Below are 23,139 nucleotides of genomic sequence, written 5' to 3' on the forward strand. Positions count from 1 at the left end.
AGCCTTTCGGAGCCCTGCTCATGACGACCCGCTTGCTGCGCGCCTTCGCGCTCACCGCCTTGCCCGGCGCCGCCGCCGCCCACGAGGGGCACGGCCTCTTCGGCCCCCATTGGCACGCCACCGATGCGTGGGGCTTCGTGGCCGTGGCCCTGCTGGTCGCGGTGATCTGGTTCTCGCGCAGGAAGTGACCATGGTCCCCGGCGAACTCATCACCGACGGGCCCGACATCGAGATCAACGTCGGCTACCGCACGCTCACGCTCGTCATCGAAAACAGCGGCGACCGGCCCGTGCAGGTCGGCTCGCACTACCACTTCGCCGAGACCAACCCCGCGCTGCGGTTCGACCGCGCCGCCGCGCGCGGCATGCGGCTCAACATCGCCAGCGGCACCGCGGTGCGCTTCGAGCCAGGGCAGCAGCGCACGGTTGAGCTGGTCGATTTCACCGGCGACCGCAAGGTGTATGGGTTTCGGGGCGAGGTGCAGGGGGCTCTGTGACCTGCGACGTTTTCTTTACCGCCAAGACGCCAAGGTCGCAAAGGTCGCCAAGTGGATGAGGACGGGATCGCCAGGCACGTGGTCGATGCAGCGATTGCCATTCATCGTGCGCTCGGACCTGGACTGCTGGAGTCTGCGTATGTGTCAGCGCTCGAAATCGAACTGGCCGAACGCGACTTGGCATTCGTTCGTGAGCACCCGATCCCGGCGACTTATCACGGCCGCCCACTGGGGGTCGGATATCGCGCCGATCTTGTCATCGAGGGACTCGTGCTGATCGAGGCCAAGTCCGTCCAAAGCATTGAGCCCATACATGTGGCGCAGGTGCTGTCGTATCTCAAGCTCGGCGGCTGGCGGCTCGGATTGCTTCTGAACTTCAACCTGCCCGTGATGAAGAGCGGCATTCGTCGCATCGCGAATGAACTCTGAGCCCTTGGCGTTCTTTGCGCCCTTGGCGTCTTGGCGGTAAGTCCAGTTCGCGCATCACCGTCTCTCGAAAAAAGCGAAGGCACAAAACCATGGCAACCATCAACCGACGCGCCTATGCCGAGATGTTCGGCCCCACCACCGGCGACCGCGTGCGCCTGGCCGACACGGGCCTGATCGTCGAGGTCGAGAAGGACTTCACCCTGCGCGCCGGCACCTACGGCGAAGAGGTCAAGTTCGGCGGCGGCAAGACCATCCGCGACGGCATGGGCCAGAGCCAGCGGCTGGCGAAGGACGTGGCCGACACGGTCATCACCAACGCGCTGATCATCGACCACTGGGGCATCGTCAAGGCCGACGTGGGCCTGAAGAACGGCCGCATCGCGGGCATCGGCAAGGCCGGCAACCCCGACGTGCAGCCGGGGGTGGACATCGTCATCGGCCCGGGCACCGAGATCATCGCGGGCGAAGGCAGCATCCTCACGGCCGGCGGCATCGACACGCACATCCACTACATCTGCCCGCAGCAGATCGAAGAAGCGCTGATGAGCGGCGTGACCACCATGCTCGGCGGCGGCACCGGCCCGGCCACCGGCACCTTCGCCACCACCTGCACGCCGGGGCCCTGGCACATCCACCAGATGCTGAAGGCGGCCGATGCCTTCCCGATGAACCTGGGCTTCCAGGGCAAGGGCAACGCGAGCCTGCCGGGCCCGCTCGAAGAGCAGATCGAAGCCGGCGCCTACGGCCTGAAACTGCACGAAGACTGGGGCACGACGCCGGCGGCCATCGACAACTGCTTGACCGTCGCCGACAAGCACGACATCCAGGTCACGATCCACACCGACACGCTGAACGAATCGGGCTTCGTCGAGAGCACCATCGACGCGTTCAAGGGCCGCACCATCGCGACCTTCCACACCGAAGGCGCAGGCGGCGGGCACGCGCCCGACATCATCAAGGCGGCCGGCCTGCCCAATGTGCTGCCGTCATCGACCAACCCGACGATGCCGTTCACGGTGAACACCATCGACGAGCACCTCGACATGCTGATGGTGTGCCACCACCTTGATGCCAGCATCGCCGAAGACCTGGCCTTCGCCGAGAGCCGCATTCGGCGCGAAACGATTGCCGCCGAAGACATCTTTCACGACGTCGGCGTGTTCTCGATGATGTCGAGCGACAGCCAGGCCATGGGCCGCGTGGGCGAAGTCATCATCCGCACCTGGCAGACGGCCCACAAGATGAAGGCGCAGCGCGGCACGCTGCCCGAAGACAACGCGCGCCACGACAACTTCCGTGTCAAGCGCTACATCGCCAAGTACACGATCAACCCGGCCATCACGCAGGGCATCGCGCACGAGGTGGGCTCGGTCGAAGTCGGCAAGCTGGCCGACCTGGTGCTGTGGAAGCCGGCCTTCTTCGGCGTGAAGCCTTCGCTCATCCTGAAGGGCGGCTTCATCGCCGCGGCCGCGATGGGCGACCCGAACGCGTCGATCCCGACGCCGCAGCCGGTGCACTACCGGCCGATGTTCGGCTCGTTCGCGGGGGCGATGCATGCGACCTCGCTGACCTTCGTGTCGAAGGCCGCGCTCGACGCCGGCGTGCCCGAGAAGCTGGGCCTGCAAAAGCGCGCGGTGGCCGTCGCCAACACACGCAAGATCGGCAAGGCGGACATGGTTCACAACAGCGGCACGCCCCACATCGAGGTCGACCCGCAGACCTATGAGGTGCGCGCCGACGGGGTGCTGCTGACCTGCGAGCCGGCCACCGAATTGCCCATGGCGCAGCGCTATTTCCTGTTCTGACCGAGGGCGTCTCGCACCGTTCGCGTCTCGATCCGCCACTGGCGGGCGCAGGCCCGGCGCCCCGATCACGCACGGGTCGCCCCACAAAGACTGAGGGCCCACAGCCTTGCAGCTGTGGGCCCTCATGCGTTGGGCAGCTTCACCACCGCGATGCGGTGGCGAGGGTCACCTCAGACGATCAGCGGAAGCTCCAGACCGGGGGCGCGACGTACGGCGAGTACGTGCTGCGCGTCACCTGCCCCGGAGGCGTGTTGCCACCCATGATGCTGGAGCCGGCTGCGAACTGGTTGTTGTAGACCACGTTGTCGTCCATCCAGATGGCGGCGTTCATCACCGTGCCGTAGTAGGCCGAACCCGAGTAGTTGTTCAGGTGCGGGAAGGCGGCGACGTTGTTGCCTTCCACATCCGGCGCGCGGTAGTAGCGCCAGCCATGGATCACCAGGTAGCCCGACTGACGCAGCGGCCCTTCGACACCCGGGTACTGGCCCATTGCGCCACCACCTTCGGACTGCACACCGCGCACGATCATCCGGCCACCGGCAAGACCACCGTTCGAGTACGAGGCGTGCATGCGCCACGTGTGCTTGATCGGGCCGGTCTGACCCGCACCGAGTTCGGTGCGCAGACGCGTGTCGAGCACGGCGATCAAGTCGCCACCGTTGATGCGCACCGGGTTCTCGTGGCGCACCAGCTTCGGCACGACGATGTTCGAGTTCGCCAGGATCAGGTTCGTGCTGCCGGGCTCGACGAAGAAGCCGCTGTTGGCCGAACGGGTGTAGACGCGCTCAACGAGCAGGCGGTGCGCCGAGATGCTGACGCCGTCACCGTAGTAGGTGCTCGACAGGCCTTGCGTGTACAGGCCGACGAAGCTGCCGCCGTAGATGTGGACGTCTTGCACGAAGTTCTGCTCGGCGCCGTTGGCGCCGCGGCGGTAGCCACCCACCATGTACACGTTGTTGAACGTGCCACCGATGGTGCGGACGCGACGCGCGTCACCGACGATTTGCAGCGAATGCGAGTCGGAGCCCGGGTTGATCGTCGTGCCGGTGAACACCGCTTCGATGTCTTGGCCACTGATGCTGGCGATGCCGGTGTAAGGCGTCGCGCTCGGCGCCAGGACGATGCGGCGGCAGGAGCCGGCGGCCTGGGTGTTGAACTGCGCAATGCTCGTCACGGTGACGGTGTTGTTCAGGCAGCTGGCGGTCGGCGGCGTCGGCAGCGTCAGGCCGCTCGGCGCGTTCGGGTTGGTGCCGGCAACGAATTGCGAGCCATAGCCCGTGTGGGCGCGGATGGCGGCCACTTGAGCGGCCACGTTGTAGCTGGTGGCGGGCACCAGGCCCGTGGACGGAGCGGGAGCGGGAGCGGGAGCGGGAGCGGGAGCGGGAGCCGGTGCCGGTGCCGGTGCCGGTGCCGGTGCCGGTGCCGGTGCCGGTGCCGGTGCCGGTGCCGGTGCAGGTGCAGGGGCAGGGGCAGGGGCAGGGGCAGGGGCAGGGGCAGGGGCAGGGGCCGGAGCCGGAGCCGGAGCCGGAGCCGGAGCCGGGGCAGGGGCAGGGGCAGGGGCAGGGGCAGGGGCAGGGGCAGGGGCAGGGGCAGGGGCCGGAGCCGGAGCCGGAGCCGGAGCCGGAGCCGGGGCAGGGGCAGGCGCAGTCGCCAGGCCGCAGAACGCGCTGCCGGTCGCGCGCCAGACGCCATTCACGCATTGGTAGTTGGCGGCACCGACGGTGGAGCCGAAGCCGTCACGCACCGTGAGGTAAACGCCCGAGGCGGTGGGCTGGGTGCTGCCGGCGCAGGTGTAGCCGCTGGCGACCCAGCTCACGCCTTGCGCGGTGCACGAGGCGCCGGTCGTGGTGCCCTGGGTGGTGGCCACCGAGGCGTCGTTGCTCGCCTTGGCGAGCGCTTCCAACTGGGCCACCGTCGGGGTGGACTCGGTTTCGATCTGGTCGGAGGAATCACCGCCGCCGCAGGCAGCAAGAGTCAGGCAGGCAGCTTGGGCCACGGCCAACATCGCGAATTTCATGTCTAGTACTCCAGATACCGTCTCGTGCGAGACGAAGCGTTTCTTCAAGGTACGCAGGGCAAGCCGGCGAGGAACACAGCACGAAGAGGACTGAAGGCGCCGACGAAGTCAGCGGGGCGCGAGAGCGCGGGCCTGTCGTGTTGCGGGTCGGTTTGCCAGAGGGGTCTGGGCGTCTAGAACCGAAGGCATGTGAATGCAGCCCGAAGGCTAAGGGCCGGCGAAGGGGTGGCCGTAACCGAGCCGCAACGATGTAACAGCCGGACGGGCAATTGCCGCATGGCCTGCGATTCGTGAACCAAGTCACAAATCACAGGCCGATCGACCGATCAAACCGTGCATTTTTCCTAGGTGAAACCCTGAACGACCGCCTTGCTCAACGACCCTGCAGGAGCGCACTCGCAACCCCCTGAACGAGGGGTTAGGGGGTTGACAAACGGCAGTCAGCGCCGGGTAAGTTGAGCGAAATCACACGCGGCTTACAAAGCGAAACAGCCGCCGCGGCCGCAGAACGGGTGCATCGGTAGCCCCGCACCAACGATTGGGCAAAAGAAAAGGCCCCCGAAGGGGCCCGATCAGGCAAGTGAGATGGCCGCGTATCGCGCCCTGCACGGGCTCATCGGCTCACCCGTCGTCAACGGAAGTTCCAGGTCGGCGGGGTGACGTAGGGTGCGTACACGCTGCGCGTCACCGGCCCCGGCGGCACGTTGCCAAACAGGGTCATGAAATTGGTGCCGGCCGCGAGGTCGTTGTTGTAGACGATGTTGTCGTCCATCCAGACGCCAGCGTTCATCACGCCACCTAAGAAGGCCGAACCGGCGATGTCATTGCGGTAGGGGAAGGACGCGATGCTGTTGCCCTGCACTTCGGGGCCGCGGTAGTAGCGCCAGCCCTGCACCACGAGGTAGGTGGACTGGTAGTTGCCGCCCTCGACGCCAGGGTACTGGCCCATCGCGCCGCCGCCTTCGGACTGCACGCCGCGCACGATCATGCGTCCGCCCGGAATGCCCGAGCCCGAATACGACGCGTGGATGCGCCACGTGTGCTTGATGGAGCCGGTCTGGCCCGGGCCGAGTTCGGTGCGCAAGCGCGAATCGAGGATGGCCACCAGGTCGGCGCCGTTGATGCGCACCGGGTTCTCGTGGCGCGCCAGCTTGGGCACGACGATGTTCGAGTTGGCCAGGATGACGTTCGAGCTGCCGCCGATGACGAAGAACGCGCCGTTGGCCGTGCGCACCGCGGTGCGTTCGATCAGCAGGCGATGCCCGGCGATGCTGCCGCCGTCGCCGTAGTAGGTGGTCATCAAACCCTGGGTGTACAGGCCGGTGAAGCTCGCGCCGTAGACGTGCACGTCGTAGACGTAGTTCTGCACCGAGCCGCTCGGCGACCAGCGGTTGCCACCGATGAAGTACAGGTTGTTGAAAGTGCCGCCGATGGTCTTGACGCGGCGCGCGTCACCCACGATCCACAGCGAGGGCGAGTCGTCGCTGGGGGTGATCGTGGTGCCGGTGAACACGGCCTCGATGTCCTGCCCGACGATGTTGATGTAGCCGCGATAAGGCGTGGCGCTCGGCGCCAGGATGATGCGCTTGCACGACCCCGCCGCCTCGGTGTTGAACTGCGCAATGCTGGTGACCGTGACCTGGTTGGCCATGCAGCTCGCGTTCGGCGGCGTGGGCAGGGCCAGACCCGAGGGCGCATCGGGGTTGGTGCCCGCCACGAACTGCGAGCCATAGCTCGCATGCTGGCGAATCGCTGCGATCTGCGCCGAAACGCTGTAGCTTGTGGGCGGAGCGGGTGCAGGCGCCGGTGCAGGCGCAGGTGCAGGTGCAGGTGCAGGTGCAGGTGCAGGTGCAGGTGCAGGTGCAGGTGCAGGTGCGGGTGCGGGTGCGGGTGCGGGTGCGGGTGCGGGTGCGGGTGCGGGTGCGGGTGCCGGTGCCGGTGCCGGTGCCGGTGCCGGTGCCGGTGCCGGTGCCGGAGCAGGTGCCGGCGCGGGTGCGGGTGCGGGTGCGGGTGCGGGTGCGGGTGCGGGAGCCGGAGCCGGAGCCGGTGCAGGCGCCGGTGTCGACTTCGGCGCCTCTTGTCCGTCGCTCGGTTGAGCTTCTTCGCCTGCACCGCAAGCCGCGAGCAAGACCGTCGCGGCACTCAGGCCGATCCATGCAGAGAACGAGCGCGAGCGCGTGAGCGGCGCAGTCTTCGAAGCAACGCGGGTGGGCAGTTTCATGGTCTTGTTGTTCGTATCAGGGGGTCGGCGTCTGACAGCGGCTGGTTGGAAGCCAAGCTCACTCGGGTCCCGAGACCCTCCCTCACGCCACACCCTTTGTTGAGTTGCGGCGACTCTGCCATGCCACTTCGCGCTGGCAGCGGCAGGAGTGCAACCGAACGTTGCATGTGTCGCTGCACGTGCATCTCGCAGCAGCGACGCCTTGGCCACAGGCCATGGCAGCGGCCGTTCGGGCCTTCGCCGATTTCGACGCGCGGACGGCGTCCACACAGGGCGCCGAGCCCCGCGAATGTCCAAACCGTGAAAACCGCACACCGCCAGCCCGCCCCCAGGCGGCTGCGACTGCCTCGTGCCCTACCGCCGCCCGCCTTGCCTTCGGGCACCGGCCGTTGCGCCTGTTCACAGGCTCATGCACCGCCGGTGCGGACGAGGGGTGTTCCACAATGCGCGCCAGGGCGCGCCGCTTGCTTGTCACCCCGCGCGAAGGACATCCACATGCTGACCATCAACAAACTCATTCCCCAAGGCCGTGGCCTCGCGTCGGTGCTGGTTCGCCGGGCCGCCACCGTGACACTCGACTGGGACACGCGGCAGAAAAGCCGCTTCGATGCCACCGACTCGCAGGGACGCGCTCTGGGTGTTTTTTTGCCGCGAGGCACCGCGGTGCGCGGCGGTGACGTGCTCGTTGCTGAAGACGGTTCACTCATTGCCGTGCAGGCGGCGCCCCAGCCGGTGCTCGTCGTCACGCCCTGTGCACAGCACGGGTCGCCGTTCGACCTGGTGCGCGCGGCCTACCACCTGGGCAACCGCCACGTGCAGCTCGAACTGCAAGCCGACCGCCTGAAGCTCGAACCCGACCACGTGCTCGCCGACATGCTGCGCCAGATGCACCTGACGGTGACCGACGCCAGCGAGGCCTTCGAACCCGAAGGCGGCGCCTATGCGGCCGGGGGTGGGCATGGTCATGGCCATGACCATGGGCATGACAGCCATCCCCACGCCCATGCCCCGACCCAGCCGGTCAGCGGCAAGCCGATCGGCATTCCGGTCGCGGCGGCCCCGACTGCGCATGTGCATGGCCCAGGTTGCCAGCACGGCCACGACCACTCGCACGATCATGGCCATGGACAGAAGCACGGGCATGGCCATACCCATCAGCACGGTCCCGGCTGCGGACACGACCACTGATCGGCACGGAGCGAACGACCCCGTGCCGCTGCCCCCGCGACGTCCCCGCGCCCGGCGCCCAGCGCGCGGCGGCACCCGTGCTGCGCCGCCGCCCTTGTCGGCGCACGCCTGCCTTCAACTGATGTGGCTCGCGTCACCGGCGCTGCCGGTGGGCGGCTTCAGCTATTCAGAAGCCCTCGAAGCCGCGGTCGAGACCGGGCAGGTCCGCGATGCCGACACCGCGCGCCAATGGCTGCTCGACCAGTTGCAACTCAGCCTCGCGCGCAGCGAGTTGGCGGTCACCGCCAAGGCCTTCACGGCCTGGCATCGCCACGACCTCGTGCGCGTCGCCGAATTGAACGACTGGGTGCTGCACACGCGCGAAAGCCAGGAGCTTCGCCAGCAAACCGAGCAGATGGGCCGCTCGCTGGGCGAGTGGCTGAAGAACCGCACGCCCGACGACGCGCGCCTCGCGGCCTTGCGGGCCCTGCCCCCGGCACCGACCTGGCCGGTGGCCTTCGCACTGGCCGCGGTGCAAACCGGTGCCCCACTGCGCGAATCGTTGTGCAGCTTTGCCTTCGGCTGGGCCGAGAACATGGTGCAAGCCGCGCTGAAGGCCGTGCCCCTCGGGCAGAACGCCGGCCAGCGGGTGCTGGCCGCGCTGACAGACGCCATCCCGGCGGCTGTGGATCACGCGATGAGCTTGGCGGACGGCGAGCGTCAGGCCTTCACGCCCATGCTCGCCATCCTGTCGTCACAGCACGAGGTGCAGTACTCGCGGCTGTTTCGCTCGTGAGTTGAGCGCGCGGTCGCGGTGCGGGTGGCAGCGGCCAGCAGCGCGCCACCACCCACGACCGGTTCTTCAGGCGCGACGGCGACGGCGCGCGACGGCGCCGACCACGCCCAGCCCGGCGAGCATCAACGCATAGGTTTCCGGCTCGGGCACCGGGGCCGCGATCGCGGCGGTGTGCACCCGCACGCGCAAGTCCCCGGCCAGCAGGGCCGACTGATCGAGTGCCATCGAGTAGTTCACGCACCACGTGGGCTCGTAGCAGCGGGCAAAGAGAGTCGGATCGTCCTGGATCAGGAACGAGAAGCCGAGGTCGAGCCGAAAGTCGTCCGTCAGGTCCAGGCCACCCAGAGAAGCGTTGAAGGTTTCGGGGGCCAGCACGTCGGCGTCTTGCGCCGACGCCGTCGTGTTGCCGACCCGCAGGCTTGCGTTCAGCGCATTGCCGGCGTCGCCATCTCTGATGAGGGTTGTGCCTGCGGGCAGCGGCGACGAGGTGACGCGGCTCGCCACCGTGCCGGTGAAGCTGATGCCCGTGATGCTGTAGCCGTCTTGCACCTGGAACCCGAACGACTGGGTGAAGTTGTAGAAGGGGTAGTTCTGTGTGGCGTAGTAGGTCTGGCTCGCGAAAGACTGGCTGACCATGTCATAGCCGGTGAACGCGAACTCAGCAACGCCATTGACATCGGACACGAGCGACAACCCGGGCACATACGAGCCGGGGGTCACGCTGAAGCCTGTGGCCTGCACTTGAGCCGTGGCAGAAAACGCAGCACCGGCCAGGCAAATGCCGGCCACCAAGGAACGAATCATGTGAACTCCCTCTGTTGTTGATCCGCCATCAAAGGCGCGGCGGGAGGTGAATGACATCACCTTTTTGCGCCCCTGAGAATGGCCAAACCACCACACGACACCCCTGCTTTGAGGGGGCCGGGCAGTTCATCGCGCAGCGGTGTCACCGCACTGTCGCGCGCACCGAGCGTTCAGCCGCTCAACGTCGCCTTTCATAATCGCGCCTCATGAACACACCTCGCCGCACCAAGAAACTCCCTCCCCTGCGCGTTGGCGTCGGGGGCCCTGTCGGCTCGGGCAAGACGACGCTCGTCGAGATGCTGTGCAAGGCCATGCGCGAGACCTACGACCTCGTGGTGGTCACCAACGACATCTACACCAAGGAAGACCAGCGCCTGCTGACGGTGGCCGGTGCGCTCGAAGCCGAACGCATCATGGGTGTCGAGACCGGCGGCTGCCCGCACACGGCGATCCGTGAAGACGCGTCGATCAACCTCGAAGCGGTGGACCGCATGCTGGAGAAGTTTCCCGATGCCGACGTGGTGTTCATCGAGTCGGGCGGCGACAACCTCGCGGCCACCTTCAGCCCCGAGCTGAGCGACCTGACGATCTACGTGATCGACGTGGCGGCGGGCGAGAAGATCCCGCGCAAGGGTGGGCCCGGCATCACCAAGAGCGACCTCTTCGTCATCAACAAGACCGACCTCGCGCCCTACGTCGGCGCCGACCTCGCGGTGATGGAGGCGGACACGAAACGCATGCGCCCCAACCGGCCTTTCGTCATGACCAACCTGAAGACGAAGCAGGGGCTGGCCGAGGTGGTGGCCTTCATCGAGACCAAGGGCATGCTCAAGGCCGCAACGGCCTGAGCCCACGGCGCACAGCCCGGCACCGGTTCATGGGGCGGTGCGAGCCCGCCCCCCCTAACTCGCGCGGCGGGTCAACGCATGCCGCTGGCTGTCGTTGACACTTCGCAGGGCCGATCTCCGGCCACAACGAAGCGAGGCTGTATGCGGGTGCTGTATGGGTTGTTTCTGGCCGTGGCGGCCACGTCTTGCGGGGGCTCGCCCTCGCCCGTGGCCTCACCGCCGCCCCCCGCGCCCGCCCCGGCCCCTGTGCTGGGCCAGGGGCCCACGCTCGGGGCCGACCGCCTGGTGTTCGACTCCAACCGCGCGGGCGGCACGCACGAGATTTACGTGATGGGCACCGATGGCAGCAGCCCCACGCGGCTCACCACCGACGCGAGCTACCAGAACTGGTGGCCGCGTGTCTCGCCCGACCGACGCAAGATCCTGTTCTACCGGTCCCCGGCCGCCCACCCTGAGAGCTACGCCCACGCCAGCCTGTGGGCGATGAACACCGATGGCACGGCGCTGACCCGGCTGCGGGCGCAAGGCGAAGACGGCTGGACCATGCAAGGCCACGCCGAGTGGTCACCCGACGGCACGAAGATCGCCATGTTCGGCAGTGCGACGGTGGGCTCGGCGACATCGCTTGAAATCTTCGTCACCGACGCGGGCGGCAAGAACCCGGTGCAGTACACGAACCGGGGCGGCGTGAACACCGACGTGTCGTGGTCACCGAATGGCGCGCAGCTGCTCTTCAACGGCTGCGCCGTGGCCAGCGTGTGCCAGCCCGCGAACTACGAGATCTTCGTGATGAACGCGTCGCCGCTGGCTGCGGCCGCGCAGATCACCCACGACAACCTGGCCGACTACGACGCCTATTTCTCACCCGATGGCACGCGCATCGCGTGGCTGGTGAACGTGGACCCGGCAGCCAACGTGATCCCGAACACGACCACGGCGCTCGGCCGCTGGGCGATCCGCATCGCGACCATCGGCCAGCCGTCCAGCTACCTCATCGACGACGGCCACATCAACAGCAAGCCGGCGTGGAGCCTGGACAGCCAGACGATCTACTTCCACCGCATGGTGCCGAGCGAAGGCATCCGCTTCCGGGTGTTTCGCATCAGCCCGAACGGCACAGGCCTGACCGAGCTGACGCCGGGTGCGGCCTCGGGCAACAGCGAGCACCCGTCGAACTGAGTGGCGCGCGGGGCCGTCCGAAGCGCCCCGCCCTCACCAGATGTAGCGTCCGCCCGGCCCCACGATCGACAGGTCGACGAACTTCGAGCCATGGTGGTTGTTGGGGCCGTAGTTGAGCTTGTAGCCGCCGAGGTCGAGCGTGCCCAGGCGCTGCATGGTCGCCACCAGCGAGGCCGGCGTCACCGCAGGGCCGGCCCGGCGCAGCGCTTCGAGCAGCACGCGCAGGTTGAGGTAGCCGAAGAAGTGGTCGTAATCGACTTCGAGCTTCGCGCGGGCCATGGCCGCGTGGTAGTCGCGGGTAACGGCCGAACTGGCACGCAGCGCGTTGGGCAGGATGCGCGTGAACGCGATGCCCCGGGCGTCGTCACCCAGCGCGTCGATCGAGTTCTTGCTGTTGGCGATGGTCGGGCAGTAGAGCGGCACGCCGATGTACGCGCGCACCGCCTTGACCACCGGCACGAAGGTCGCGCCGAAGACCATCGAGATCACCGCGTCGGGCTTGGCCTCGCCCAAGGTGCGGCAGGCTGCGGTGGCGTTGCTGGCGTTCAGTTCGATGTTCTGCGTGCCGACGACGGTGGAGCCGTGTTCTTTGGCCAGCTCTTCGATCATCGCCGTCATCTCTTTGCCGAACGGGGTGTTGGGCACGACCACGCCGATCTGCTTGCGGCCCACCGACGACAGCGCCTGGAACATCTTGCCCACCTCGTCGCGGTAGCTCGCCATGGTGGTGAAGAAGTACGGGTGCGGCTTGGCACGCAGCGAGGGCGCGCCGGTGTACACGCCGATCAGCGGCACCTTCTTCTCGAGCAGGATGGGCAGCGCCGCCGCCACGTTGGGCGTGCTCGACAGGCCGTACAGCGCGACGATCTTTTCCTTGTCGATCAGGGTGTTGACGTTCTCGGCGCAGCGCTTGGCGTCGAAGGCATCGTCGAGTGTCACCAGGCGCACGTTGCGCCCTTTGACGCCGCCCTTGCGGTTGAACTCGTCGATGGCGATCTGCTGGCCCTTGAGCACGCGCACCAGCGAGGCGGCCACGGGCCCGGTGAGGTGAGCGCTCTGCCCGATGACGATGTCATCGGGTGCGGCGAAAGAACGGGGCAGAGCCAGCGCGGTGGCGCTGGCCGCCATCGCGCGAAGCGAATTGCGGCGGGTGGGGCTGTACGACATGGTTCGACCGTTCGGCCTTCGAGCGAGGCCGCCTCCGTGGGTTGAGCTTTGAGCACCCCTGGTGCTGACAGGGGAAAGCCAGTATGTAACCCACGGTTGCAATGCGCCCTGGGACTACTACTGAGCCCAAGGCCATCGCCGCTGCACGGCGGTGCGTTTGCGACGAAACAAAAGTGAAGCGCTTCGTCGTCATTCGATCTGACAGAACAAGCCGCCGCCCGACCGCGCAGCCGGCAGCCACTGCGCACAAATGCGGCTCAGCCGACGGTCTGCGCACGCGCGGCGGCAGTCTTCTTCGCGGGGCCGCTGGTCCAACGGTGCGCCAGGCGGATGCCGGGCTTCTCGACAAACATGAAGAGCAGGTGCGACAGGCCCAGCACCAGGGGCAGGCTCAGCGCGCTGGCCACCGCGAAACGCTGCCAGCCGCTCATGGCCACGAAACCAGGTTGTGCGATGAGCCAGCCCACCACGGGCAGCAGCACCAGGATGTGCGCGAGGTAGATGCTGAACGAGATCTCACCCAGCCAGCGCAGCGGGCGCCACGCCAGCACGCGCGCCGCCAGTCCCTCGTCATGCGCCATCAGGTACAGGATGCCGAACACCCCCAGCGCCGCCTGCACCCCGCTCACCACCAAGCACAGCACCAAACCCAAGAGCGCCGTGACCGACTCGGTGCGCGTGGCCTCGGTGCGCCGCCCGAAAAATTGAAAGGCGAGCGCGCCGATCAAGAAGAAGTTGAGCTTGTACGGCAGGAAGGCCGGCTGCCCGAAGCTGCCGAACCACCCCGGCGCGCCGTAGTAGCCGAAGAGCTTGGGGCTCACGAAAGCCAGCAGCGCCGACAGAAAACACAAGGCCAGCGGCGCCCGCCGCAGCAGCACGGCCAGCAGCGGAAAGAGCAGGTAAAACTGGAATTCAAGCGACAGGCTCCAGTCGGGCAGCGGGTTCGACGTGGCCTGCGAGGGCAGCAAGCCGAACAGCAGCGAGTAGTGCCACAGCGCCCCCTCGACCGAAGGCGGCGGGTAGCTGGGCAGCTTGTAGTGCGGCTCATCGGCCCAGGCGGGCGGGAAGGTCTGCGCCACCAGCTGCTTGATGTCTTCGAGCTGCGCCAAGGTCAGCAGGGTCACCGTGAGCACCACCGCATACAGCGGCCAGATGCGCATCACACGTCGGATCCAGAAGTAGCGCCGCGCCAACGCAGGCGGGTGGTCGGCATGCAAGCGCTCGAACGTGGCCGCGATGAAGTAGCCCGACAGCAGCATGAAGAGATCGACCGCCACGGCGGGGTTGTCGATCAGCGGCAGGCGCGCACCCACCAGCACCGCCAGGTGGCCGAACACCACCCACAGCGCCAGTACCGCACGCACGCCATCGAGCGATTCGATGCGCATCAGGCCCCCCGCGCCAAGTCGGGTTCGTCAGCCGCCGGCAGCGTGGACGGGCCCTCGTGCCCACCCTCGCCCTGCCCCTCGATGCGCGCCGCCTTCGCCCACACCGCCATGTAGCGATCGAACTGCCGCTCGATGTCGAACTCGCGGCTCTTCTCGACGCAGGCGCGTGCGAAGCGCTCGCTGTCCCAGTCGCCGGCGATGCGGGTCAGCAGCCCGGCCAGTTGCTCGGCCTGGCCCGCTTCGAACACGAAGCCGGTGCGGCCTTCGTCCACGATCTCGGGCATGCCGCCCATGCGTGACACGATGGCCGGCACGCCGTGCGTGTAGGCCTCGTAGATGACGCGGCCGAGGGGTTCTTCCCACAGCGAGGGCACGACCAGCAGGTCGATGCGCGCGAACAGCTCGGCCGGCTTCACGAAGCCGATGAACTCGATGTTGGGCGAGGCGTAGCGCGTGCGCAGCGCGGCCAGGTAGTCGGCCGCGCCGGTGCCGCCGACCAGCACCCGCACGCGGCCCGGGGGCAGGCGGTTGGCGGCGTCGAGCAGGGTCTCGATGCCCTTGGTCGCCTCGACGCGGCCCAGGTAGCCCAGCGTCAGGCGGCCCTCGGCGTGCGCCGGGCGCGCGGGCACGTCGTGCAGGTCGAGGTTGCAGGCCCCATGCACGATGGCCTTGTGCGGCACCTCCTCGAACAAGCCGCAGCCTTCGAGCTTGTCGAGCGTGCGCCGGCTCAGCGAGATGACGGCCGCCGGCGTGTTCGACAGCACCCGGCGCGGCGTGCCGATCACGCGGCACTTGCCACACTGCTGCGTGCAGTTGCGCCCGCCGCGAAACATGGCCGAGTTGACGCAGCCGAGGTAGTAGTCGTGCAGCATCTGCACCACCGGCAGCTGGCGGCGCCGTGCCGCGCGCCAGGCCGCGACCGAAAAGCCCATCAGGTTGCCGGTCTGCACGAGGTCGGGTCGCTCGCGGTCGAGGATGCGCCCCACCCGCCGGCCCATCACCGGGTTGTAGCTGTCGATTAGGTGCCACAGCATGCGGCGCCACGCGGCCGGTGGCGTCTTGTGGCCGAAGGCCCAGTGGATGTTGGCGAGCGGCACGTAGTGCGTCTTCACGCCGTTCAGCTCGCCCTCGCGCGCGACGCCGTCGGGCGCGAGGCTCAGCACCACCGCCTCGTGGCCGCGCTGGACCAGGGCTTCGGCCAGCGTGCGCACAGTGCGCTCGGCCCCGCCGACTTCGTTGGGCGCGTAGAGCGACGACAGAAAGGCAATCTTCATGCAGCAGCTTTCTTCGAGCGCCCAGGCAGCCCGGCCGCGAGGCCTTGCAACACGTCGGGCACCAGGAACCAGGCGAGCGCGCCGTACACCGCCACGCCCACGGGAATCAGCACCGCCAGTTGCGAGATCGCATCGAGCGGCCCGGCCAGCGACTGCCGCAAGGCCCACAGCACGGCGCCCATCGCCAGCGCCGCGAGCAGTTGCCGCCAGACCGCGCGCACGAGGTCAATGAAGCGCAGGTCGATCTGCTTGAGCGCGATCACGAACAGCGGCACGAAGAGCAGCGCGTTGCTGATCGAATAACACGCGGCCACGCCGACGTAGCCCCATTGCAATCCGATCACCATGCCAGCCACCGTGACCACCAGCGAGACGAGCCCGACGCGGAACATCACATCGGTGCGGCCGGTGGTCATGTAGATCACGCCCACCGTCGTCATCACCGACTGCATCACGCCGACCGGCGACAGCCACGCCAGCGCCTCGGCCACCGGCAGCCACTTGGCGCCGAGCGCCACCACCACGAAGGGCTCGCGCAGCGCCCACAGGCCGGCCATCAGCGGCGCGGTGACCAGCACGATGGCGGCGGTGGACCGCAGGTACAGCTCCGCCACCTGCGCCGGCTGCGATTGCTGGTTGCGCGACAGCACCGGGAAGGTCGCCCGTGCCACGACCGACGCCAGGTTGTAGATCGGGAACAGCATGATCTTGTAGGCCATGCTGTACCAGCCGAGTTCGAGCGCGCCGAGAAAGCGGCCGATCAGCATCGCGTCGGCATTGCGCGCGAAGTAGTTGAGCAGCTGCGAGCCGAAGAGGTTGCCGCTGAAGCCCCACAGGCTCTTGAACTCGCTGCGGCTGAAGCTCAAGCGTGGGCGAAACGGCGAGGCGATCCACAGCTGCAAGGTCGTCAGCAAGGCGGTGACCACCACATTGAGCACCAGCGCGTACACGCCCAGGCCCTTCCAGGCTGCCGCCACCGCGATCGCAAGCGCAACCAGTGCCGAGCCGATCTCGATGCGCGCGATGGTCTTGAAGGCCACGCGGCGTTCGAGCAAGGCCTGGTGCACGGTGCCGCTGCTGGCCACCGGAAAGCTCACCGCCAGCGCGAGCAGCACCTCGGCCAGGCGCGGCTCGCGGAAGGCCGCCGCCGCCGGCACGGCGAACGCGACGACGACCACCGCCAGCACACAGCCGATGCCGAAGTTGAACCAGAACACCGTGTTCAGCAGCGCGGGCGTCAACTCGGCGCGCTGGATGACCGCCGCCGCCGTGCCCATGTCGCGCAGCATGAAGGCGAAGGCCGTGACCACGGTGGCCATGGCCAGCAGGCCGAAGTCGGCCGGCGGCAGCAGGCGCGACAGGATGCCCAGCGCCAGCAGTTGCAGGCCGACCTTGCCGGCCTGCGACACGCCCGCCCACATCACCCCGCGAGCGGCCGAGGGGGCGGTGGGTGTCGGTGGGGCAATGGCGCTCACGCCGCGACCGCCAGTTCGTCGTACAGCGCTTCGAGGCGCTGCGTGCAGCGGCGAATGTCGAAGCGCTCGCGCGCGAAGCGCACGGCCTCGTGCGACATGCGGTCGGCCAGGCCTTCTTCGCTCAGCACGCGTTCGAGCGCATGCGTGAGCGCCGGCACGTCGCGCTCGGCGAAGGCGAAGCCGGTCACGCCATCGACGATGCCTTCGGTCGCGCCGCCTCGCGCCGAGGTCACGACCGGCACGCCGCAGGCCTGCGCTTCCATCACGACGATGGGCAGGCCTTCGGCGTCGCCGTTGCTCGCGGTCACGCTGGGCAGGCAGAACACGCGCGACTGGTCGAGCTCGCGGCGCACGGCATCGCTGCTCAGGCTGCCGCGAAACTGCACGGGCGCGCCCAGTTCGGCAGCGCGCTGCTTCATCGGCGCCAACAAGGGGCCGTCACCGACCATCACGAGCTCGGCGTCGGGCAGGCGCGCGCGCAAGGCGGCGTAGGCCTCGACCAGGTACTCGCAGCCCTTCTTCTCGACCATGCGGCCGACGTAGAGGATGCGTGGCGGCCGGCTCGACACCGCGTCGCCCACGGGCTTGAAGCGGTCGAGGTCGATGCCGATGTAGCGCACCGAGATGCGCTCGGCCGGCAGGCCGTAGTCGATGGCGCGCTGGCGCACCGCGTCGCTCACGGCGATGAAGTGCACCTTGGGGTCGCGCCCCAGGGCCACCAGGCGGTCGGGGTACTGGCGCGAGGCGGGGCCGGCGCCGGGCTGCTTCCACCACGCGGGGTGGATGTGGATGTCGCTGCCGTGCAGCGTCACCGCCACCGGCAGGCCCAGCTTGCGCAGCGCGGGCCACAGGCCCACCGCCTCGGTGCCGAAGTGCACGTGCACGAGCGAGGCGCGCTGCTCGCGCAGGCGCTGCACCACGCCCGGGGGCGACAGGTTCAGCTCGCGCAGCAACTTCCAGCCGGTGTCGCGCCAGCGCGCGGGGGCGCCCTCTTGCAGCAGCCGCACGTTCAGGCCGTCGAGCGAGAGGCCGTTGACGCGCCGCCGGCCCACCAGCACGGGTTGCCAGCGCGAGCAGGCCAGCACTTGCTCCTTGATGAAGGTCTCGGAGTACGGCAGCAGGTCGGACTTGTAGACGAGCACGTGTTTCGTCATGGCGGGATGCGGGTTGGGCGACATCAAGGGGCGAGAAGGGGAGAGCCGGCGCGCACCGGGGCCGCGGGGCCGCGCAACGCGGCCACGGCCGCGAGCAGCGCCTGGCCGCGGTCTTCCCAGCGGTAGCCGGCCAGGGCCGCGGCGAGCGCGTCGCGCTGCATTCCATCGAGGCGGGGCACGTCGCCGATGGCCGCGACGATGTCGTCCACCAGCGACTCGATGGTTTCGCTGCACAGCATGGCGTCGCGCACGCTGCGCGGCAGGCCGGCGGCGGCGTGCGCGAGCGTGGCCACCGGCACGCGGCCGAAGATGTAGTCGAGGAACTTCAGCTTGAAGCCGCCGCCGATCTCTTCAGGCACGGCCGCCAGGCGCGCGTTGGCGAAGTGCGGCGCAATGTCATCGACGAAGCCGTGCAGCACGGTCGCGCGGCTCGTGGCGCGCAACTCGTCGGCCAGTGCATTCGGCATCGAGCCGATCACATGCAGCGTGATGCCGGCCTGCGCGAACTTCGCGTCGGCCGCCGCGACGAAGCGGCGCAGGTTCTCTTGCTTGGCCACCCATTGGTACGAGCCGACCATGACCACGCGCCGCGGCACGGCCTCGGTGACCTGCATTCGCTCGCCGACCTGCCCGCCGTAGCCGGGCGTCAGCACGACGCGGCGCGTCGCGGGCGCATCGAGTGCGAAGCGCGCGCTGTCTTCGTCGGTGATGGCGGTGACGAGATCGACGCGGCGCGCGATGCCGCGTTCGAAGGCAGAGGTCTTGAGCCCGTTCTGCCACAGCGCCACGCGCTTGAGGAAGGGCCCGCGAAACTCGCGCACCAGCGAGGCATAGACCGAGGCTTCGTGGTCATGCGCGATGTGCACGAGCACGGGCCGCTCGGCGGCGGGCAGGCGCTCGAAGTACGGCAGGGCCCAGCCGATGCCGTACTGGTCGATGACGACGAAGTCCCAGCGTTGGCGCGACATTTCGCCGACAAGCTGCCGGTAGGCCGCCGTGGCATGCGTGGCGGCCACCTGCGGCATGGTGCTGCACAGCGCGCGCACGGCGCCATGGCGTGCACCACTCACCGTGACCCATTGGATCGGCCAGTCGGCCGGCGGAGTGGCGCCGGCAGGCGGCGCGAAGCCGGTGACGGTGAGCTCGGCGCCGGCGTCGGCCACCGACTTCAGCAGGCGCGCGCTGTAGATGCGGTCGCCGGTGTCCAGCGGAAAGGGCAGTTCGCGGGCGATCCACAGGCCACGCGGGCGGCGCGTCGATGCAGCAGGGTTCAAGGTCATGTTTGGCTCATGCGCAGGCCGACACGCGACCGGCGGGACAGAAAGGCTTCGAGGCGACCCTTGTTGGACAGGGCCGGTCGTTCGATGAAGCGCCAGCTCAGCGCGGCGGTGACGACCGTCAGCAGGAAGGTCAGCAGCGCACCGGGCACGCCGAGCATGCCGTTGACCAGCAAGGCGTTCAGCCACGGCATGTGGAAGAGGTAGAGGCCGTACGACAGGTCGTGGCCGCGCAGCGTGCGCTGCGCAAGGCCCGGGTACGAGTAGGCGAACGACAGGCAGGCAGCGCTGGTGGCCACCGCGTTGACGAGGCCGATGTCGTTGCCCGGCAGGTGCAGCAGCGGCGGCACGTCCACCGCCAGCGACAACAGGCCGACGCCGAGCGCCAGGCCGCCGAAGAGCGCGAAGCGGTGCTCGACCACCGGGCGCAGGCGCGTGAAGCCGAGCTGCGCGAGCGCGCCGAGCAGAAACATCCACAGCCACGACAGCATCGACAGCGGCGACACGCTGAAGACCTTGTGCAGCGTCGCGCTGCGGTCCATCTGGTGCACCACCGCGCAGAGCACGAACGACAGCGCGGCCACCGCCCACAGCAATCCACGAAGGCGGCGCAGCCGCAGGCCGATGACGAAGAGCAGCGGCGTGGCTACATAGAAGCCCAGCTCGACCGGGATGGTCCACAGCACCGGGTTGGCCACGCCGTAGCCATAGCCGCGCAAAAAGCCCGGGTTCCATGATTGCAGGAAGCTCGATTGCATCAGCAGCCAGGCGCCCAGCGTGCCCAGGTTGTCGAGCAGCGGCCCGCGGTAGAAGAGCAGCAGCATCACGAGGCTGAAGGCCACGGCCAGCCACAGGGCCGGAAAGATGCGCAACACGCGGCTCGCCACGAAGGCCGGCAGCGAGGGCTTGCGCTGCCACGAGCCGCTGATCAGAAAGCCGCTGATGAAAAAGAAGATTGGCACACCCGGGAACAGCGACAAGGCGGTGATCGCGGCCTCGCGCGCGGGCAGCCCCGGCATCACGGTGAAGAGATGCACGACGACGACCTGCAGGGCAGCGAAGAGCCGCACCAGGTCGAAGTTGTTCTGGTGCGCCACCGTCATGCCGCCACCTCTTGCGTCTCGGCGGCCACCCGAGGCACCCGCGCGTCGCGCAGGTGTGCGGCCAGGCGAATCGCCATCGCGACGAGGGTCAGCGTGGGGTTGGCGTGGCTGCAGGTCGGGAAGACCGACGCGCTCGCGACGAAGACGTTGGGCAACTCGTGCAGCGCGCAGTCGCGGTCCACCACGCCCTGGCGCGCATCGGCCGACATGCGCGTGGTGCCGATGTGGTGCCCGCCGACCGGGATGGACGCGGCCACCTGCTCACGCAGCCGCGCCTCATCGACCTCGACGCGGCCGGCGCCGCAGCCTTCGACCTCGGCCTTGAGCAGGCGGTAGGCGCGGCAGATGCTGTCCACGTCGCTGTCGGCGAAGCGCCAGTCGATGTGCACGCGCGGCACGCCGAACGCGTCGCGCGTGGGGCCGAGCGTGATGCGGCTGTCGGGCAGCGGCGTCTGTTCGGCGTTGAACTCGATCGGGTAGCTGCCGTCGGCATTGGCGACCAGCACATAGGGCAGCTTGCGTTCGGCCAGCACGCGGCGGCGCAGCCAGTCGATGCCGAAGCCGGCCAGCGCGGGCAGCCCGAGCGCAACGTTGCGCACGTGGCCGGCCATCACCGTGCGCGGGTTGACCTCGGCCCCGTGCTGCAGGATGCGCCGGTACTCGGGGATCAGCGCCTGCTTGGCGAGGTACACCGCCGACAGCACCGCGCTGCCGTGCGCGGGCTCGGCGACGTTGGGGTAGTGCAGGCGGAAGGCGATGTTGAGCAGCCGCTCGCGCCGCTGCACGGCCGGGTCGATGAGCAGCTTGCGGCGCGCGTACACGCCATCGCGCGTGCGCTCGAAGTCGAAGGCGGTACCGGGCTGCGTGGGGCGCAGCACGCCGATGACGTTTTCGACGTGGCAGGTGTACCAGCGGCCGACGTGGTCGCTGCGGTTGCCCAGGCCCGGGCCGCTCGGGTCAGACGCCAGCAGCAGGCGCGGGGTCTCGATGCCGCCCAAAGCCAGCACGAAGCGCTCGGCCTCGACGCGCAGCGTGGGGCCGTCGTCGCAGAGCCGCAGTTCGAGCGCGATGACGCGGTCGGCCTGCGGGTCTTTGATGAGCCGCAGCACCTGGGCCTCGCCCAGCACGCGCACGTTGCGCGAAGCGGCCAGCCGCGCGCGGTAGCGCTTGCCGAAATCGGTGGGCAGGCTGTAGCGCTCGATCGCGTCGGCGTGCAGCACCTGGCTGCGCAGGCCGGGCACGGTCTCGCCGGGGCGGGTGAAGGCCTTGGCGGCATCGAATGCCGGCTCGCCCGCGTCGCAGTAGCGCATGGCCGTGTCGTAGTGGCGCGCCACCTCGTCATAGGCGATGGGCCAGCCACTGTTCGCCACGTAGTGGCGCGCTTCGAAGTCGATCGGCTCGAACGGAATGCAGCGCCCCCCCCAGATGGCGGTCGAGCCGCCAAAGCCGCGCCGGCGAAAGTGGCCGGGCGTCGGGTGCACGCCGGCACTGCTGCCTTCGTAGGCGTCTTGCGAGGGCGCCGGGCGGCCGTTGACGGGGCCGGCATCGAGCAAGAGCACCGGCAATTCGCTGCCGTCGAGCTCGCACGCGAGCGTGATGCCGGCCGCACCGCCACCGACGATGCACACGGCCGCGCGCAAGGGCTGGCGTGCGTCGAGCGCGCGGCGGTCGATGAGGCTCATGCCAGCGCCTTTCGCCAGGCTGCGACGTTCTCGCGCAAGTGCTGCGGGTTGGTGGTGCCGAGGATCAGGCCCCCGAGCGCCGGCAAGCCGAGGCTGCGGCGCAGGCGCTGCGCCAGCACCTCTTCGTGCCGTGCCTGCGGGTCGGGGCCGGGCGCAAAGCCGCGCAGCACGGCTTGCTTGCCGCGAGCGGCCAGCAGGTCGAGCAGACGGCGGCTGTCGGGCTCGCCGTCGAAGGCGAATTGAACGATCTCGACCGACGGCACCTCGGCCGCCGCCCAGGCGACGTCGAGTTCGTCGCACGACACGCCCAGCGCGCGGAAGCGGCCCTTGTCGCGCAGGCGCGCCAGACGCTCGAACAGCGCCTCGTCGTGCAGCACGGCCACGTCGGGGCTGTGCAGGTAGAAGATGTCCACCTGATCGACCTGCAGGCGCTTGAGGCTGTCTTCGAGCGAGCGTTCGATGTAGTCGGGCTCGAAGCAGCGCGGCACGCCCTGGGCGCGCTGGCTGGCGACTTGCGCGCGCAGGGCGCCACGCCGCGCGGCGAGCAGGCGGATCGGCCCCTTGAAGTGCGACAGCAGCCGCTGCTTGCCGCTCAGGCGCTGGCCGGCCTTGGTCGAGATGCAGACTTCGCGGCGGCGGCCACCCAGCGCTTGGCCGAGAAAGCGTTCGCTGTCGCCCTGGCCGTAGATGCTGGCGGTGTCGAAATGGCGGATGCCCAGGTCGTAGGCCTCTTCGATGAGCGCCACGCATTCGCGGCGCGACAGCGGCGTGAGCGCCGAGCCGAGGCGCGCACAGCCGAGCGCGAGCGCCGAGGTGGTGATGCCCGTGGTGCCGAGGGTCAGGTGCATGCTGCGTTC

General features: G+C 68.7%; 21 protein-coding genes. 9 read left to right on the plus strand and 12 right to left on the minus strand.

The genetic code is table 11. From position 1 onward, the window contains the following. The first annotated feature begins 20 nt into the window (after nt 1-20). From AC1KAT_RS11195 to ureC, 4 genes are all read left to right on the plus strand, one after another. A complete protein-coding gene (locus AC1KAT_RS11195) occupies nt 21-188 on the plus strand; it encodes a hypothetical protein (RefSeq protein WP_480325806.1) in 168 nt (55 codons plus the stop codon). 2 nt (nt 189-190) lie between these two features. Next, nucleotides 191-496: an urease subunit beta gene (locus AC1KAT_RS11200; protein ID WP_480325808.1), complete on the plus strand. Its 306-nt coding sequence runs from the start codon at nt 191-193 to the stop codon at nt 494-496. 51 nt (nt 497-547) lie between these two features. Next, on the plus strand, nt 548-925 hold the full coding sequence (locus AC1KAT_RS11205) for a GxxExxY protein (protein ID WP_480325810.1): 378 nt from the start codon (nt 548-550) through the stop codon (nt 923-925). An 89-nt stretch (nt 926-1,014) separates the two neighbouring features. Further along, the gene (gene ureC / locus AC1KAT_RS11210; protein ID WP_480325812.1) at nt 1,015-2,730 is read left to right on the plus strand and encodes an urease subunit alpha; all 1,716 of its coding nucleotides are present in this window, start codon (nt 1,015-1,017) and stop codon (nt 2,728-2,730) included. Nucleotides 2,731-2,908: 178 nt separating this feature from the next. Here ureC and AC1KAT_RS11215 read toward each other — a convergent pair whose 3' ends face one another. Next, nucleotides 2,909-4,747 (minus strand): hypothetical protein, encoded by a 1,839-nt coding sequence (locus AC1KAT_RS11215; protein ID WP_480325814.1) that lies wholly within the window; start codon nt 4,745-4,747, stop codon nt 2,909-2,911. Between the two features lie 631 nt (nt 4,748-5,378). Beyond that, nucleotides 5,379-6,464 carry a hypothetical protein gene (locus tag AC1KAT_RS11220; RefSeq protein ID WP_480325816.1) on the minus strand — a complete coding sequence of 362 codons (1,086 nt, stop codon included), beginning with the start codon at nt 6,462-6,464 and terminating at the stop codon, nt 5,379-5,381. 62 nt (nt 6,465-6,526) lie between these two features. Between AC1KAT_RS11220 and AC1KAT_RS11225 the strand changes: the two genes are divergently transcribed. The 3 genes from AC1KAT_RS11225 to AC1KAT_RS11235 all read left to right on the plus strand — a co-directional run bounded on the left by AC1KAT_RS11225 (nt 6,527) and on the right by AC1KAT_RS11235 (nt 8,931). Next, on the plus strand, nt 6,527-6,928 hold the full coding sequence (locus AC1KAT_RS11225) for a hypothetical protein (RefSeq protein WP_480325818.1): 402 nt from the start codon (nt 6,527-6,529) through the stop codon (nt 6,926-6,928). 535 nt (nt 6,929-7,463) lie between these two features. Continuing rightward, complete coding sequence (ureE, locus tag AC1KAT_RS11230; protein ID WP_480325820.1) at nt 7,464-8,156, plus strand: urease accessory protein UreE; 693 nt, start codon at nt 7,464-7,466, stop codon at nt 8,154-8,156. Between the two features lie 121 nt (nt 8,157-8,277). Continuing rightward, nucleotides 8,278-8,931, plus strand: a complete 654-nt coding sequence (locus tag AC1KAT_RS11235) for an urease accessory protein UreF (RefSeq protein WP_480325822.1) — start codon at nt 8,278-8,280, stop codon at nt 8,929-8,931. Nucleotides 8,932-8,997: 66 nt separating this feature from the next. Here AC1KAT_RS11235 and AC1KAT_RS11240 read toward each other — a convergent pair whose 3' ends face one another. Continuing rightward, nucleotides 8,998-9,735 (minus strand): PEPxxWA-CTERM sorting domain-containing protein, encoded by a 738-nt coding sequence (locus AC1KAT_RS11240; RefSeq protein WP_480325824.1) that lies wholly within the window; start codon nt 9,733-9,735, stop codon nt 8,998-9,000. 206 nt (nt 9,736-9,941) lie between these two features. On the opposite strand from AC1KAT_RS11240, the gene ureG reads away from it, so the two are divergent. Both ureG and AC1KAT_RS11250 read left to right on the plus strand, forming a co-directional pair. Further along, on the plus strand, nt 9,942-10,583 hold the full coding sequence (ureG, locus tag AC1KAT_RS11245) for an urease accessory protein UreG (protein WP_480325826.1): 642 nt from the start codon (nt 9,942-9,944) through the stop codon (nt 10,581-10,583). 141 nt (nt 10,584-10,724) lie between these two features. Next, nucleotides 10,725-11,762 carry a TolB family protein gene (locus AC1KAT_RS11250; protein WP_480325829.1) on the plus strand — a complete coding sequence of 346 codons (1,038 nt, stop codon included), beginning with the start codon at nt 10,725-10,727 and terminating at the stop codon, nt 11,760-11,762. Between the two features lie 33 nt (nt 11,763-11,795). Here AC1KAT_RS11250 and AC1KAT_RS11255 read toward each other — a convergent pair whose 3' ends face one another. From AC1KAT_RS11255 to AC1KAT_RS11295, 9 genes are all read right to left on the minus strand, one after another. Continuing rightward, nucleotides 11,796-12,929: an ABC transporter substrate-binding protein gene (locus AC1KAT_RS11255; RefSeq protein ID WP_480325831.1), complete on the minus strand. Its 1,134-nt coding sequence runs from the start codon at nt 12,927-12,929 to the stop codon at nt 11,796-11,798. Nucleotides 12,930-13,186: 257 nt separating this feature from the next. Continuing rightward, nucleotides 13,187-14,317 (minus strand): acyltransferase family protein, encoded by a 1,131-nt coding sequence (locus AC1KAT_RS11260; protein WP_480325833.1) that lies wholly within the window; start codon nt 14,315-14,317, stop codon nt 13,187-13,189. After that, nucleotides 14,317-15,591, minus strand: a complete 1,275-nt coding sequence (locus AC1KAT_RS11265) for a glycosyltransferase family 4 protein (protein WP_480325835.1) — start codon at nt 15,589-15,591, stop codon at nt 14,317-14,319. The genes AC1KAT_RS11260 and AC1KAT_RS11265 overlap by 1 nt, the downstream gene beginning before the upstream one ends. Next, on the minus strand, nt 15,588-17,066 hold the full coding sequence (locus AC1KAT_RS11270) for a lipopolysaccharide biosynthesis protein (protein ID WP_480325837.1): 1,479 nt from the start codon (nt 17,064-17,066) through the stop codon (nt 15,588-15,590). The genes AC1KAT_RS11265 and AC1KAT_RS11270 overlap by 4 nt, the downstream gene beginning before the upstream one ends. Then, nucleotides 17,063-18,220, minus strand: coding sequence for a glycosyltransferase (locus AC1KAT_RS11275; protein ID WP_480325839.1), 1,158 nt, complete (start codon nt 18,218-18,220; stop codon nt 17,063-17,065). Before AC1KAT_RS11275 ends, AC1KAT_RS11270 begins: the two co-directional genes overlap by 4 nt. A 23-nt stretch (nt 18,221-18,243) precedes the next feature. Further along, nucleotides 18,244-19,500 carry a glycosyltransferase family 4 protein gene (locus AC1KAT_RS11280; RefSeq protein WP_480325841.1) on the minus strand — a complete coding sequence of 419 codons (1,257 nt, stop codon included), beginning with the start codon at nt 19,498-19,500 and terminating at the stop codon, nt 18,244-18,246. Next, entirely contained in the window at nt 19,497-20,600 is a 1,104-nt protein-coding gene (locus AC1KAT_RS11285) for an acyltransferase family protein (RefSeq protein WP_480325843.1), read from the minus strand. Before AC1KAT_RS11285 ends, AC1KAT_RS11280 begins: the two co-directional genes overlap by 4 nt. Beyond that, nucleotides 20,597-22,282 (minus strand): GMC oxidoreductase, encoded by a 1,686-nt coding sequence (locus AC1KAT_RS11290; protein WP_480325845.1) that lies wholly within the window; start codon nt 22,280-22,282, stop codon nt 20,597-20,599. Before AC1KAT_RS11290 ends, AC1KAT_RS11285 begins: the two co-directional genes overlap by 4 nt. Continuing rightward, the gene (locus AC1KAT_RS11295) at nt 22,279-23,130 is read right to left on the minus strand and encodes an aldo/keto reductase (RefSeq protein ID WP_480325846.1); all 852 of its coding nucleotides are present in this window, start codon (nt 23,128-23,130) and stop codon (nt 22,279-22,281) included. The genes AC1KAT_RS11290 and AC1KAT_RS11295 overlap by 4 nt, the downstream gene beginning before the upstream one ends. Nucleotides 23,131-23,139: the final 9 nt, after the last annotated feature.

It is taken from the genome of Piscinibacter sp. PDB5-1 (genome assembly GCF_056676035.1).